Annotated in this window: 13 protein-coding genes; all 13 read right to left on the bottom strand. The window is 37.7% G+C overall.

Annotated elements, in window-relative coordinates; genetic code table 11:
• Positions 1-3: 3 nt before the first annotated feature.
• On the bottom strand, positions 4-1,167 hold the full coding sequence (gene neuC, locus HCN_RS05870) for a UDP-N-acetylglucosamine 2-epimerase (RefSeq protein ID WP_014666856.1): 1,164 nt from the start codon (positions 1,165-1,167) through the stop codon (positions 4-6).
• Positions 1,167-1,940, bottom strand: a complete 774-nt coding sequence (locus HCN_RS05865) for a hypothetical protein (protein ID WP_014666855.1) — start codon at positions 1,938-1,940, stop codon at positions 1,167-1,169. The genes neuC (HCN_RS05870) and HCN_RS05865 overlap by 1 nt, the downstream gene beginning before the upstream one ends.
• A complete protein-coding gene (locus tag HCN_RS05860) occupies positions 1,937-3,358 on the bottom strand; it encodes an ANL family adenylate-forming protein (protein WP_014666844.1) in 1,422 nt (473 codons plus the stop codon). Before HCN_RS05860 ends, HCN_RS05865 begins: the two co-directional genes overlap by 4 nt.
• 92 nt (positions 3,359-3,450) lie before the next feature.
• Positions 3,451-3,801 (bottom strand): hypothetical protein, encoded by a 351-nt coding sequence (locus HCN_RS12650; RefSeq protein ID WP_041309521.1) that lies wholly within the window; start codon positions 3,799-3,801, stop codon positions 3,451-3,453.
• 34 nt (positions 3,802-3,835) lie between these two features.
• A complete protein-coding gene (locus HCN_RS05850) occupies positions 3,836-5,119 on the bottom strand; it encodes an ANL family adenylate-forming protein (protein WP_014666854.1) in 1,284 nt (427 codons plus the stop codon).
• The gene (locus tag HCN_RS05845; protein WP_002956474.1) at positions 5,112-6,098 is read right to left on the bottom strand and encodes an SDR family NAD(P)-dependent oxidoreductase; all 987 of its coding nucleotides are present in this window, start codon (positions 6,096-6,098) and stop codon (positions 5,112-5,114) included. Before HCN_RS05845 ends, HCN_RS05850 begins: the two co-directional genes overlap by 8 nt.
• Positions 6,091-6,387 (bottom strand): hypothetical protein, encoded by a 297-nt coding sequence (locus tag HCN_RS05840; RefSeq protein WP_002956475.1) that lies wholly within the window; start codon positions 6,385-6,387, stop codon positions 6,091-6,093. The genes HCN_RS05845 and HCN_RS05840 overlap by 8 nt, the downstream gene beginning before the upstream one ends.
• Before the next feature lie 67 nt (positions 6,388-6,454).
• A complete protein-coding gene (locus HCN_RS05835; RefSeq protein ID WP_014666853.1) occupies positions 6,455-7,495 on the bottom strand; it encodes a formyltransferase family protein in 1,041 nt (346 codons plus the stop codon).
• 109 nt (positions 7,496-7,604) lie between these two features.
• A complete protein-coding gene (neuC, locus tag HCN_RS05830; RefSeq protein WP_014666852.1) occupies positions 7,605-8,774 on the bottom strand; it encodes a UDP-N-acetylglucosamine 2-epimerase in 1,170 nt (389 codons plus the stop codon).
• A gap of 44 nt (positions 8,775-8,818) precedes the next feature.
• Positions 8,819-10,594, bottom strand: coding sequence for a hypothetical protein (locus HCN_RS05825; RefSeq protein ID WP_014666851.1), 1,776 nt, complete (start codon positions 10,592-10,594; stop codon positions 8,819-8,821).
• 11 nt (positions 10,595-10,605) lie between these two features.
• Positions 10,606-11,613, bottom strand: coding sequence for an N-acetylneuraminate synthase (neuB, locus tag HCN_RS05820; RefSeq protein ID WP_014666850.1), 1,008 nt, complete (start codon positions 11,611-11,613; stop codon positions 10,606-10,608).
• A gap of 57 nt (positions 11,614-11,670) precedes the next feature.
• On the bottom strand, positions 11,671-11,883 hold the full coding sequence (locus tag HCN_RS10710) for an FkbM family methyltransferase (RefSeq protein WP_014666849.1): 213 nt from the start codon (positions 11,881-11,883) through the stop codon (positions 11,671-11,673).
• 22 nt (positions 11,884-11,905) lie between these two features.
• The gene (locus tag HCN_RS10705) at positions 11,906-12,817 is read right to left on the bottom strand and encodes an FkbM family methyltransferase (protein ID WP_014666848.1); all 912 of its coding nucleotides are present in this window, start codon (positions 12,815-12,817) and stop codon (positions 11,906-11,908) included.
• Positions 12,818-12,830 lie beyond the last annotated feature (13 nt).

Genomic DNA, 12,830 nt, shown 5'->3' with positions numbered 1-12,830 from the left:
ATTTTATCCCAAGGTTTGATCAAGAGGATCTTCTTTTTTACCTAAAAATTGAGAAAAGTCCAAAGTTTTTATAAGCTCATACGCCCTTTTTGCACTTCTGCCATCACCATAGCTATTTTGTATGTTTTGGATAGATTCTCTAAATGCTATGCTTGTTGCTTTGGTAATAGAATCTTTAATATCCTGTTTGTTTGATGAGCAGAAAATGACATTTTTATCTGCCATACGACCGGTTTGTCGCATACCGACATTAATCGCAGGTATTGGGATAGAAGCTGCCTCGCCTATCCCAGAACTGCTGTTTCCTATTATAAACTCCGCTTGTTTATAAATAGATAAAAATAAATCTCTATCTATGTTTGCGTAAAAAATAAAATTTTGATGTGTCTTGAAACGCTCTATTGTAGCAATAAGCTTTTGATTGCCATAATCAACATTTGGATAGCTTACAAAAGCTCCTATATTTGCCTCTTGTAAGGATTCTAAAATATTTGTAAAAATCACATCAACAATATCTGCTTCTTGTGTAACAGGGTGAAAAATAAGAATAGCGAATCTTTCAAGTTGCTTTCTATTGAATTTTGAAAAAATCTGTTTCAAGGGCATAGGGTTAAAATCCACAAATTTATCTAGGGCAATGCTTCCAATATTATAGATTCTCTCCCTTGCTTCCCCCATTGCTACAAGTCGTTTCAAGTGTGCTTCACACGATACAAAATGTAGGCTTGATAGCTTTGATGTGGCGTGTCGTATCGGGTTATCAATATAGCCATCACGGACGTGGTCTCCACCAAAAAAGTGAATTGAAGGAATACCAAGATAACCACTTATCATACTGTAAATCACCACATCTTCCCTATCTCCCGCATAGCATAAGACATCTGGGGCAAAATCTGCAATAATCTCTAGTGAATTTTGCAATAAAAGACTAGCACTTTTAATCCTTGATATTTTAGAATCACTTGCAAGAAGTGTTTCTATTTTTGCAAGGATAGGGATATTATCTTTTTCAATTTCTTTCACAGAATATCCATAAATAGGCGAAAGGTGTGCTCCACTCACTAAAAGGCGAAAATCTATTTGTGAATCTTGTGTAAGCAGTTTATACAATGGACTTAAGAGGTCATATTCTGAACGAATAGAGCTAAAGGCTAGAATTTTTTTCATCAAAACACATCCGATAAAATAGGTGAAAAATCTAAAGAGGTTTTATCTTTCAGTATAGGAAAAAAAGTCATACAAATGGGTTGAGTATTTTTATGAATCTTGCTCTCAAATTTTAGTGGCATTAGCACTTCCTTATGATTAAAATTTTGCGTTGGTATAGGGATTTGCACTTGATTATCAAAGATGTGTAACACATCAATCACATCATTATAGAGCTTGTAAATGATTTGGCAGTCTGTATCAATATACTTATAGTATTGATGAAATGACAATCTCCACTGCAACATTTCTTGCGTAAAGCGAAGTTGTTGCCAAGGCAGAGACAGAACCTGATGTAAGGGTAGGGTTGAAAAAGCATATTTGCCTATAAGCTCAAATCTACCGAGTTTTGACAAGATAGGATAGGCATTAGCATTTGGAAAAGCAAGGATAAAATCAACTTTATCTTCCATAGCTACTTTTTTTATGGTGTTGAGAATGGCAAAATACGCTCCATTTTTCCGCACACTTTCATCAATCATTGAGGTTGTAAAGAGATAATAATTGTAGCTTTGCTCATCAAGCTTGGCTTGGATTCTTGTGATATTCCCCATACCCTTAATCGCGTTATCGCGAGTGTAGCAAATCATTTTATTGCCAAATGGTGTGGCGGTAAAAAATCTTTCATAATACGGCATAGGCTTACGAAAGATTTTGTGAAACAAGTTTTGAATCTCTGCCTGATAATTTAATTTATCTTTGCTATTTTCTAAAATAATAATATTCTCTCTCACCCTCTTTTCCTTTTCAATCTCTCGCTCACTTCCAAAGATTCCACAACGATGACTTTACTTGGAATCTTAAAGGGGGCAAGTTTGTCTTTGCAGAAAGTTCTTATGTATTTTTTTAATTCTAGATTCTGCGTTACCTGCGTTGTCTCTTTGGTGCTTTTAGCGGATTCTGCACTCAAGGCTCGGTCATTACCCCTTAGGTAACTCCCTTCGCCTTTGCTTTGAAAACCACTAAAATCACTCAAAGATACTTCCGCAGTGTTGCTGTCTGTGTTTTTAGAATCTAAGTTTGCAGATTCTGCTTTGCTAGATTTTATGTAATGATTAGAATCTAACACCACCTTTACACTTACACTTTGCCCTGTAATCGCATTAGATTCCCCATATACAACACAATCACTTATAAATGGAATCTGTAATAGCACTCCCTCAACTTCTTGTGGGATAACTTTCTCTCCACCCACATTGATAACTTCTTTTGCCCTGCCTATAATCTTTATATACTCTTCCCCATTAATAGTTTTTACTTCTACTAAATCTCCAGTAGCAAAGTAGCCTTCATTATCAAACACACTATTATCACTATTAAGATAGCCTAGTGCGTTTGTGTGGGATTTAAGATAGAGTATATTATCCACTATCTTGTAGCCTGCATTTATGATTCTAAAAAACTCTGCGAAGTCGCTCTCATCTGTTTGTTTGGTTTTAATGGCATTTGTCTCACTTGTCCCAAAGCTTTGCTTGAATCTTGTGTGCGGCAGGGCTTGTTGCAAAGATTCTAAAAGTTTTGAAGACATTTTTTCGCTTCCATAAATGACTAGCTTTAAATGAGTTAAATCATAATTGCCTAATCCAGCAACAAGCAAAAGTCGCAATAATGTCGGCGAAGTAGGTAAAATCTCTACTTTATGTTTTTGTAAAGATTCTAGAATCCACTGCGGACTTCGCTCTTTTGGGATAATAAGGCTTCCACCACCCCCAAAGGTATTTAGCATTACATCAATCCCTGCGATATGGTCTGGCAAATATACACTCATTATACGCAATGGATTTTGCCTTTTATTACAATAAGATTCTAAAAGTGTATTTAGATTATGCACTATGGCTTTGGGTTTGCCTGTGCTACCGCTTGAAAAAAGGATTAATCCGCCATTATTTTGCTTTTTTAAACTATCAAGCAAACTATGTGATTTTGGACTAATAGAATCTAGCTTGTTTTCTTGTGTATCTAATACAAACTCTACCCCAAAATCTTGTAGCGAAATGTCAATATTTCGTGGAAGTAAGGGGGCTATAATACACTGCTTTTTGCATAAAGCCAAAAATGCTATGATATAAGAAAGGCTATAATCCCCCCTAAGTGCTATCACTGCATTATTTGGGATTGTAAGCATAGTTTGAGAAAGACTAAAGGCTGACATTTTCTTGCAAAGCTCCGCATAAGTGTAGGGTGTGTCGTTGAGTATTAAGGCATTTTTGTCGCCATAGCACGACATTTTGTGCATAAATGAACTTACGCACATTGTAAATTCTCACATATAGAGATATGGCGAAATGATAAAGATTTATAACGATAGATTGCATAATAATAGGACTCATAGAGTGTTACCCCCCCCCCATTAGTAAGTCGCAATTTCTTGAATCTCTCGCTCACTTCCAAAGATTCCACAACGATGACTTTACTTGGAATCTTAAAGGGGGCAAGTTTGTCTTTGCAGAAAGTTCTTATGTATTTTTTTAATTCTAGATTCTGCGTTACCTGCGTTGTCTCTTTGGTGCTTTTAGCGGATTCTGCACTCAAGGCTCGGTCATTACCCCTTAGGTAACTCCCTTCGCCTTTGCTTTGAAAACCACTAAAAATCACTCAAAGATACTTCCGCAGTGTTGCTGTCTGTGTTTTAGAATCTAAGTTTGCAGATTCTGACTTTGCTAGATTTTATGTAATGATTAGAATCTAACACCACCTTTACACTTACACTTTGCCCTGTAATCGCATTAGATTCCCCATATACAACACAATCACTTATAAATGGAATCTGTAATAGCACTCCCTCAACTTCTTGTGGGATAACTTTCTCTCCACCCACATTGATAACTTCTTTTGCCCTGCCTATAATCTTTATATACTCTTCCCCATTAATAGTTTTTACTTCTACTAAATCTCCAGTAGCAAAGTAGCCTTCATTATCAAACACACTATTATCACTATTAAGATAGCCTAGTGCGTTTGTGTGGGATTTGATAAAAAGCTCATTATTTACAATCTTATATTCCATATTATCAAGGTGGATAAAATTATCCTTTGTTGTAGTCTGCGTGATACCTATCTCACTTGCTCCAAATGTTTGATGAAATCGCACTTTTGGAAAAGCGTTTTTAAGCTTTGCTAAAAGAGAATCTGACATTTTTTCTGTGCCATAGGTAATAAGCCTTAGTGAGCTTAAATCATAAAGCTGCGTTGGGTTTGAAAGCAAAAAGAGATGAAGCAAACTAGGACTAGCGGGTAAAAGGGCGATTTTGTAATCTTGAATACTTTTTGCAATCTCTTGCATATCTTTGCGATTTTTTAGAGTAATGCCACACGCCCCAAGACTTAGCACATTAAAAAGCGTATTTAGCCCACCTATATGATCAAACATAAGGAATAATAAGATATTTATACGCTTTGGCTTTTTCTCTAAAAAACCTTGAAGCAAGGTGTTTAGATTATGCACTATGGCTTTGGGTTTGCCTGTGCTACCGCTTGAAAAAAGGATTAATCCGCTTGTGTGATTTGCCTGCAAGGAAGCGATAATGCTGTGTTTTTTGTCTATGCTACGCGTAGAATGCAAGGTGTTATTATAGAAAAGATAGTCTATTTGCCCCTCTTTGATATAAGATTGAAGCATAGGAGAGAATATGGAATCTTTTGGGATAAGTGAAGCAGATAGAGGCGTAACAATAAAGCCCTTTTCTACACACGCTAGGAAAAAGGCTAAAGTCTTTAAATCATAATCACCGATAATGCCAATGACACTATTTGCCTTTATGCTATTGAGTAAATTTAGGGCATTGCGTGTAGAATCTAAAAGCTCCCCATAAGTGTGGCTTTGATCTTGTGCAATAAGACATATAGAATCTTGCTTAAAACTCTCAATCTTGCGTAAGAATGGGTGCGTGAAATTATAAGAATCACTACGCATTTACGCCTCCAAGATAAATGACTTGTGCGGTGATAAAATCACTTTTTTCATCTAAGAAAAACTCAATGGCATTTAGCACATCTCTAAACTCACCAAATCGTTTGATGGCTTGTTGATTTAAAAGGGCGTCCATCTTTGCTTTAGGGACATTTTTGATTAAATCCGTTGGCACAGGTGTGGGACCAACGGCATTTATGGTAATGCCAAACTCGCTTAGTTCCTTAGCACACACTTGTGTGAGATTGACTAGTGCGGCTTTTGAAGCGGCATAGGCGGCTTCTCCCTCTAGGCGTAAGGGGGTGGCGACTGTGGCGAAATTTACGATACGATAGGGCATTTGCGTTGTTTGCGTCGGCTTTTTGGTGCTTTTAGCGGATTGTTCGCTCAAGGCTCGGTCATTTATGTTTAATAAACTCCCTTCACCTTTCGCTCCAAAAGCTATGCTTTCTTTAGTAAAACCACTAAAATCACTCAAAAATCCTTCCGCAGTAGAATCCTTATTGTTAGAATCTAAGATTGCAGATTCTTTAAAATCATCACAAACCGCTTCCGCAATGGCATTTTTCGCATTATTTTTAGAATCTAGCCCCTTAGATTCTAAATCCTTTATACGCTTTTTATAATTTTGCACCATAACCTTTGAGACTTCTCGTAAGAAAAGAAAGCTACCAAACACATTTGTGTTAAAGATATTTTGCATAGTTTTTAGTGGTGTAGTAAGGATATGATTCATAGAAGCAATTCCGGCATTATTTAGCAATACATCAATTGTGCCAAATTCCTTTTTCACAGCCCTTACCATATTTACAACCGCATTTTCATCGCTCACATCAAGGGTGAAATGTCTGTAATTTTTATGCTCTAAATTGCTTTGTGTCCGCGAACAGCCACACACAATATCGCCTTTATTTAAGTAATACTCGCTTAAATCCCTGCCTATGCCCTTGCGTGTCCCTGTGATAAGTATGACTCTAGGCATTGCTTTGACTTTTTTCTAGGATATAGGCACTTAGGGTAGCGACATCTTTAAAAGGCGAGTTTCTTCCGCTCATTGTCTTTTCATCAGCTAGGATAAGATTAAGATTGAGTTCATCTGCTAACATTTCCTCTAAGTCGGCAATAAAGCTTACAAGGGCTAGAGAATCTAAATTGCCCTCAATCCCATAGATTTTTGTTTCAAGTGTTGGATTTTTTAGATTCTCATTCTCTAGCTCATCTGCTAGAGATTGGAGAGTTTTATAGATTAATGATTGGATTTGTGTTTGCATTTTTTGCTCCCTTATAAACTAATGTAAAGCTAAAAAATAGGAGCAAAAAGTAATGGGAGTTAAAGAGTTAGAAGTAGTCGCCCTCCTTTGGCAAGGTATCAAACTCACATTGTGTGAGTAAAATCGCATCATCATAGGCTTTGATAAGCACCCCTTGTGAATCCACTCTCAAAACCTTGCCAGATTCTATATTAGGCAAATCCACCTTAACAATCTTTGCTTCCCATACCTTATAATGTTTGCCATTATAAACTACTTCCGCTCCAACATAAGGCTGACTTAACGCACGGATAAGGTTATAAATCCCAACCGCACTCATTCTAAAATCAATCACACCATCACGCACACCTCGTTTCCGCCAAAGATTGGCAATGGAGTGATTTTGCGGTGTAGCCATAGCAAAAAGGGCTTGAGCATAGATAGAATTGTGTATCGCCCCCCCCCCAGCTAAATTTAGAGAATCTTGGCTTGTAGATTCAGGCTGATTCTTTTCTAGCGAATTATTTTTTGGCGTGATTTCCCCAAATTTCGCTATATTTTTTGGATTTTCCACAGCGGAGAGAAGAGCCGCAGTAAAATCGCAAATCTGCTTTTGCGCGATAGATTCTACCTTTTCACACAGGCTTTTAGCATTATCTTCAAAATTAATATTAAAAGGCACTTGTGAGATGATAGCCCCACTATCTGCCCCTTCTTCCATAAGGAAAAATGTGCTAGCACTCTGCTTTAACCCAAGCACTAAAGCCCAAATGATAGGGTGGCGTCCGCGATTATGCGGCAATGCAGCAGGGTGATAGCCAATAATAGGATAAGAATCTAAAAGCTCTTTTTTGATAAGTGAACTCCAGCCAAAGCAATAAATCACATCAGGCTTACAAGAATGAATAAAATCAAGCGTGGCAGGGGAGTTAATATCTTTTGTGTATATGAAAGGAATGTGAGATTCTTCACATAATGGAGCGAGATTACAAAAATCAGCATTGAATGCGGAATGCTCCTTTGTCGCCACACCTACAATTTCAAGCTTGTTGTGAATGTGGAATCTTGTGATGAGTGTGTGAAGTGATATGTATGAAAACTCAACGCAACCTATAAAAAAGATTTTCAAATAACTGCCTTTGTGTAAGATTTTAGTATTGTAGCATAGTTTTATTTACTTATTTTACTTTGCTGATTTTGTGCGAGTTTATTTTGCGTGAATTTGGGAGTTTAAGATTCTAAAAATCCACATCATAAAATGCCTTTTTCAAAACCCCTTCAAGTGGGTAGCTTTTTAAGATTTCAAGTGTTTTTTGACTAGCCCCACCCTCCCCATAGGGATTTTTCACATTTTGTAAAATAGCTTGAAACTCCCCACTCATCGCATATTCACAGCTTTGTAAAATCTCTTCATAGCTTGGCTTACAATCAATCACAGAATCTGCCTTAATCCGCCCCTTTTGCCTATCGCCGATATTGATTGTAGCGACTTTAAAGCTTGGGGCTTCGCCTAGCCCACTTGAGCTATTCCCCACCACCGCATTTACAAATCGCATTGTGCTAAGATACCGCAGCTGCCCCATTGAAGTAAAGGCGATAGCATTACTATGTGTGCGAACAAACTCATCAATCATTTCATTTATAATGCGTCCATCGGTATCGGCATTTGCCTTTGTGAAAATATAGCCTATGTCATAGCTGGTTGATAGCGATTTTAGGGCATCAAGCAATGCTTTAAACTGCTCTTGTGCGGTGGCGTTTTCAAGCGTTACGGGGTGGAATGTGATAAGGAAATTTTTATCTCTTAGCTTAAAATTAAGGCTAGATTCTAAACTTGGCTTATCTAAAAAATCAAGCGATATGATGTTGTCAATCCCAAATCCGCCGACATTAAACACACGCGATGGGTTTTCGCCTAGCTGAATCACACGCTTTTTATAAGGCTCTGTGGCGACAAAGTGAAGATGACTCATCTTTGTAATGCTATGGCGTATTGCCTCATCAATCAGTCCTTCTGTGGCTTCCCCGCCGTGCAAATGTGCCACAGGTATGCGACATATCATCGCACTTGCCACACAGGCAAAAATCTCATATCTATCCCCTAACACGACAATAATATCAGGCTTTAGCTCGTTATAAGCCTCACATATAGAGATTTGAGCTAGTCCCATAGCCTTGCAAAGCCCGATGGGCGTATCAGAGCTTAATAGAATCTCACATTTTTTATTAATAGGCAAGGTAATATCACGATAAGTCAGTCCAAACTCTGTGCTAAGGTGCATTCCTGTGGCGATGATTTGAAGCTCTAGATTTTGGTCATTATGAATCTTATGTGCCAATGGAGCGAGTAAGCCCCATTCTGCACGAGTGCCGGTGATGATACAGATTTTACGCCGAGTTTTACGCATAGAAGTCCTTGTGTGTGGTATGCGTGATTATATCAGTAAAAAGCTTAAGACTCTGGCGGGAGGACTACTACTTCATAGCGATTTTTTGCCTTATGCTTAAATGAATCTTGGCTAAAAATATCAAGCACATATAAACGCAAATCGACTAGGAAGTTATATATATGCTTAAACTCATTTCTATTTTCTGTGATGAAAATCTTGTCATAGGCATTTATATCACCCTTATATTCCCAGCAGTTATAAGTTGGTGCGGCTTTGCAATACTCTACCATTTCTTGTATATCCCCATAATCCCCGCTTATAAATTTATCACTCTTATGGGAGAGCTTTGCATAGATTCCATTAAGTTGATAAAAGGCATTATCATAAATACCCCGGTTTGTATCATAGATAACAAATGTATCGTGATTAAGAAACTTTGAATCTTGCATAAGATGCTCAAATACACCCACTTGCTTGACATAGGCTAAAAATACTCTTTGCTGTGAAATGATATTGTAATGCAAGGCACAAAGGGTAAGGATACTTAGAATCCACATTTTATAATTTGTATTTTTTGTAAGCAGATTTACGAAAAATACAAGAATAATCCCAGCCCCCAAAGATTCTAAAATACCAAATCTATCTGCTACCGTATCAAAGGCTACATATTTAAATACAACCACATAGCTAAACATACCCGCCCACATAATAATAAAGCCAAGCCCAATGCCGAATATGTCGCGTTTTGCTAAAAGCCTATATCTTAAACGGTAGATAAAAATGCAGAATCCAATAATGATTGCCAACACGCATAGACTCCCAAGGAGAAAGAAGCTCGTATGCAAAAGATGCGAGATGGAGAAAATAGGCGTTTTAATAAAGGCTTTAAAAAATCCACCTGCACTTACTGCATTATAGCCTTCATACAAGCCATATGGCTTGAAAAAGAGAATCTTTATCGCATAAAATACAACAGGCAAGAATATAAAGTCAAAATGCTTTAAAGCCCATAGCCACAAGGCTTTGAAAGATGTATAGGCTTTGTGCGTGTAGAGCAGATATACAAGGGGCAAGATATAAAAGATAAGCAAAGAATTCATCGTAAAGGAGATGAAAAACAGAGCGAGTGTTAAGATTCTAATTAAAATATGCTGTGTTGATTTCACGCTCACAAGGAAAAATGCTAGGAAAAAAAGTAGATAGCATAATGTGTATGGAGCGTTGATTAGGGCATTGCGTGAGATGATATTAAAAGGAAGTAGAAGAAAAAATACCACAATAAAAAAGAGTTCATAGGTTTTTAGAATCTGCAGTGATTTAGCGATATGATAGACGCATAAGCCACATATAAAAAAGCTAAAAAATGTAAAAAATCTAAAAAGCGGGATTCCATAGGGCTGAAGTGAGATAAAAATCCACTCAAAATAGCCATACCATATATTGCCATTTTGTAAAAATTGCTGATTCATAGAATCAAAGCTAAAATCACCAATCAACCCCCAATCGTCCCAATAATAGCCCCTTGTATTTAAAAGCATAAGCCCAAAGGCAAGCGTATAGATAATAAAAAGCAAAAGCCAATCGTGCTTTAAGTTGCCTTGAGGAATAAGGCGGTCTGCAAATGTACTTTTCGCTTTAAGTTGTGGATTTGCTTCGTTTGGGGAATGTTCTTTTGTGGAGTAGGTAGCTTGAGATTGTGGGATAGAATCTAAAATCTCAAGTGATTGTATATTTATCTCATTTGATTGCGTATGGGGATTTGAAAATGCAGAATCTGAAAATGCAGAGGAGCTTTGCTTATGCCCCCCCCCCGTTAAAATATTATTCTTATTATTCATTTTTACGCTCCTTATAGTTCTATCATTTCATCGGGTTCAAAATCACGCACGGCTTTTGTGCCAATGACTTTATCCCATTCCATAGGGGAAATTCCCCCTGCTGGACGCTTTGTATAGAGATTGCTCTCACTCAAAATCTCCCCTTTTTTGATCGCACAATTTGCCACAATTGATTTTCTAGCAATGGGCTTGTTTTTTGCTTCACTTGCACTTGTTTGTTTAATCCCATCGCCTAAGGCTAATTCTATCTCGCGTATGCCTTGCACCATTGCTTTTAACTCGCAAGGCTCTAAACTTGCCTTATGATCAGGTCCTTCCATATTTTTATCAAGCGTGAAATGCTTTTCAATAACCTTTGCTCCCATACCCACAGCCGCCAAAGGAATGGCAATGCCCGGCGTATGATCTGAATAGCCAACAGGCAGACGGAAGGCTTTTTTAAGGCTTTTCATCGCTTTAAGATTTACATCAGCAAAGGGCGTTGGGTATTCTGTATTGCACTGTAAAAGCGTGATATTCTCCCGCTTCGTGCCAGAATCTACAAGCACAGCGATAGCAGATTCTATCTCGCCTAGATTTGCCATACCAGTGGAGAGTATAACTTGCTTATTGTATTTACCTATCTTGCGTAGGTAGGGGAGGTTTGTAATCTCGCCACTTGGGATTTTAAAAATCTTTAATCCAAGATTATGGAGCAAATCCACACTCTCAAGGTCAAATGGTGTGGAGAGAAATTTGATATTTTTTTGTTTGCAGTAGTCTATGAGAATAGACCACGCACTATCATCAAGCACAAGTTTTTGTATCATCTCTAGTTGAGATTCTGCACCATTGCCTGTATTTTCTATTTGATATTCTGCTTTTTTGGCGAAGCGACTAACGACATTTTCTGCTTTTGCTGTTTGAAACTTCACTATATCCGCTCCAGATTCAGCAGCGACATCAACAAGCTTTTTGGCGATGTCTATATCGCCATTGTGATTGACACCAGCTTCTGCGATGATTAATACTTTTGACATAATGTTCCTTTGATGAATAATTTAGGGCGACGATTATAGCATAAGAATCTTAAGGTATTACGGCACACATAAAAGAATGGTATCTTCCGCCACTGGATTGCAATTTCTTAGAAAAATCTTATAGTTTGGATAAAGTGAGAGAATGTATTGTGGCAGTGTGATTAAATCCTCTCTTTTGTGATAGGCACAGATGGCGAGTTTTGGTTTGTAAGTTTTAATAGTGTGTTTTGCCCCTTGCAATGCATTTAACTCCCCGCCTTCAATATCCATTTTGATAAAGCTTATAGGATTCTTAAAGTAGCTCTGTTCTCTCTCTCTCTCTCTCTAGTTGCAAAAGATTGTCTATGCTGTCGCATTCTATTGTGATACTTCCATTTGAATCAGCGTGTGAAGTGCCGGAATCTTTTGTGCTAAATCGCAAAGTCTCTTTTTTATGAGACGCGCCCTTGGGTATTATACTGCATCGCAGTGAAGCGGTATTTTCCTTTAAAATTGCTAGAATGCTCGTGTCTGGCTCAAGTGCAAAAATATGTGAATACTCTGGCACAAGCTTTGCAAAAGCAAGGCAAGTATCGCCATCATAAGCCCCACAATCAATCATCACTTCATTTTTGCCAAGTCCTAGCACATCACTAAAAAATGCCTTAGAATCTCGTGTGGAAGCAAGTGTGTCGTAATTGTTATAGATTCTATCTTGTAAGTAGCCTTTCATCACTTCACGGCTTACATCATCGGCTAAAAGATGATAGGTAGTTTCAAACTCACGCAAATGAGAGCTAAAATACTCTTCAAAACCCTGAGTGCAGCCTTGTAAATATACTTCATCTCTAAAGACATTAAGAAAATAAAAGTCATAAAAGCCATATTCTCTTAGAATCTTAGTCTTTGCTTTCACATCAGCTGTGCCGATGATAATCGCTACATCTTTTGACTTATCCCAAGATTCAAGCGTAAAGACTTCCTTACCCCTAAAATGCGTCCCATTCTTAAACGCCTTATTGACAATATGCCCTTTTATCTCTACACCATTTCTATCACAAAAATCCCGGACCATAGAGCCCAGCGATATGCCGCCCTGAATCCCACCAAAGATATAAATCTCCTTTGTGCTTGTTTTGAGCTTTTCTAATACAGCGTGTGTATCAGGGTAAGTTTTTGTATTTTGTATTGCTACAAATGGACTTGTTTGTGGAATTGATACCATAGAATCTCCTTAA

It is taken from the genome of Helicobacter cinaedi PAGU611 (genome assembly GCF_000284635.1).
In the GTDB taxonomy this organism is placed as follows: domain Bacteria; phylum Campylobacterota; class Campylobacteria; order Campylobacterales; family Helicobacteraceae; genus Helicobacter_C; species Helicobacter_C cinaedi.
The sequence above is the reverse complement of the archived record's forward strand: the minus strand, read 5'-3'. Positions and strand labels throughout refer to the sequence as shown.

What these genes read in the sequence shown, in the direction of transcription:
- neuC (WP_014666856.1), bottom strand. Translation starts at nt 1,167, where the DNA reads ATGAAAAAAATTCTAGCCTTTAGCTCTATTCGTTCAGAATATGACCTC.
- HCN_RS05860 (WP_014666844.1), bottom strand. Translation starts at nt 3,358, where the DNA reads ATGTCAGCCTTTAGTCTTTCTCAAACTATGCTTACAATCCCAAATAAT.
- HCN_RS05850 (WP_014666854.1), bottom strand. Translation starts at nt 5,119, where the DNA reads ATGCGTAGTGATTCTTATAATTTCACGCACCCATTCTTACGCAAGATT.
- HCN_RS05845 (WP_002956474.1), bottom strand. Translation starts at nt 6,098, where the DNA reads ATGCCTAGAGTCATACTTATCACAGGGACACGCAAGGGCATAGGCAGG.
- HCN_RS05840 (WP_002956475.1), bottom strand. Translation starts at nt 6,387, where the DNA reads ATGCAAACACAAATCCAATCATTAATCTATAAAACTCTCCAATCTCTA.
- neuC (WP_014666852.1), bottom strand. Translation starts at nt 8,774, where the DNA reads ATGCGTAAAACTCGGCGTAAAATCTGTATCATCACCGGCACTCGTGCA.
- HCN_RS05825 (WP_014666851.1), bottom strand. Translation starts at nt 10,594, where the DNA reads ATGAATAATAAGAATAATATTTTAACGGGGGGGGGGCATAAGCAAAGC.
- neuB (WP_014666850.1), bottom strand. Translation starts at nt 11,613, where the DNA reads ATGTCAAAAGTATTAATCATCGCAGAAGCTGGTGTCAATCACAATGGC.
- HCN_RS10710 (WP_014666849.1), bottom strand. Translation starts at nt 11,883, where the DNA reads ATGGATATTGAAGGCGGGGAGTTAAATGCATTGCAAGGGGCAAAACAC.
- HCN_RS10705 (WP_014666848.1), bottom strand. Translation starts at nt 12,817, where the DNA reads ATGGTATCAATTCCACAAACAAGTCCATTTGTAGCAATACAAAATACA.